Origin of the sequence: Streptomyces solincola (assembly GCF_002982015.1) — a bacterium.
Lineage (GTDB): Bacteria > Actinomycetota > Actinomycetes > Streptomycetales > Streptomycetaceae > Streptomyces > Streptomyces solincola.
In genome coordinates, this window is record NZ_PVLV01000634.1 from 1 (window position 1) to 1287 (window position 1287).

A 1287-nucleotide genomic window follows, 5' to 3' on the forward strand; every position below is an offset into this window, starting at 1 on the left:
CTGGGGCGGGGCCGCGGGGCGGTCGGCGGCGGACGCGCTCATGCCGCCCTCGTCCCGTCGTGGAGCCGGTGCTCGTCGTGGACGGTGACGCGGTGGGAGACGGTCGGCTCCGGCGTCGCGGTGTGGCGGGCGCGGGGGATGAGGCTGCGGTTGTCCCAGACCAGCAGGTCGCCCTTCTCGAAGGTCTGTAGGTGGATTCCCTCGTGCTGGAAGGTCTCGTCCAGCTGTCCGGTGGCCAGCAGGAGCCGCCTGAGCAGGTCGTCGCCGAGCGGTTCGCCCGCCGCGTCCTCGATGCCGACGGTGAAGCCCTCGCTGAGGTAGAGGACCGTCTCGCCCGTCACCGGGTGGGTGAAGGTGGTCGGTTGGAGGACGGGCGGCGTCTTCGCCTCGACCTCTTCGATGATCTCGGAGATCGGGCGGTAGACGTCGTGCGGGCGGATCTTGAAGTACTTGCGCACCGAGTGCCGGCAGCGGGTTCCGGCGATCTCCGCCTTCAGCTCCTCGGGCAGCCGCTCGTACGCCCGGCCCATGTCGATGAAGTACGTGCCGCGGTCCACCGCCGGGACGACCTGGGGGTGGATCAGCGTGATGCCGAAGGGGTCGGGCATGAACTGGTAGTCGGCGTGCCAGAACTTGCCGGTCTTCGGCACGCCTACGCGTCTGCCGTTGTGCGGGACGTTGGAGGAGACGAAGATCTCCGGAACCTCGGGGTGCTGGTACATCGGCTCGTAGTAGGTCTCGGGTCGGCCGAGGCGCCGGCCGAGGGCGAGGAACTGCCCGGGCGTGAGGTGCTGCCCCTTCAGCAGGGCGATCTTCTTCGTGTAGACGGTGCGCTTCAGTTCCCGAACGTCCGCGTCGGAGGCGGCGGTGTGGTCGAAGTCCTCGACGATCGCGCCGAGCGAGGCGCCGGGCTGGTCTGTGATCCGCATGGCTGCTGTTCCGTTTCTCAGGGCCGGTGTGGGGGGCGTGTCGTGCGGGCGTCAGACGCCCGTGGTGCGGCGGGAGTCGACGAGGTCGGCGACGTCGGCGAGGGTGAGGTCGGGCTGGAGTTCGTCGTCGCCGACGGTGACGCCCAGATCCCGCTCCAGCCGGATGCTGATCTCGACCGTGGTCAGGGAGTCGACGTCCAGGGCGCCGAGAGTGGCCTCGGGGTGCACGAGACCGGCGGGGACGTCGTGCAGCGCCTGGACGACGGCGGCGACCTGCTCGTAGGTGGTGATGGTGTGGTTCCTTCCGGTTCGGGACGCTCGGGCGGCGGGGCCCGGTCAGCGGACGGGAGCGGGGGGG

2 protein-coding genes are annotated in these 1287 nt (G+C 70.3%); both read right to left on the minus strand.

All coding sequences use genetic code 11. The annotated features are described in order from the left end of the window. Nucleotides 1–38: 38 nt before the first annotated feature. Nucleotides 39–929: a (3R)-3-[(carboxymethyl)amino]fatty acid oxygenase/decarboxylase gene (gene scoE / locus C6N75_RS28525; protein WP_105871740.1), complete on the minus strand. Its 891-nt coding sequence runs from the start codon at nucleotides 927–929 to the stop codon at nucleotides 39–41. Nucleotides 930–980: 51 nt separating this feature from the next. After that, nucleotides 981–1220 (minus strand): acyl carrier protein, encoded by a 240-nt coding sequence (locus C6N75_RS28530; protein ID WP_105871741.1) that lies wholly within the window; start codon nucleotides 1218–1220, stop codon nucleotides 981–983. Nucleotides 1221–1287: the final 67 nt, after the last annotated feature.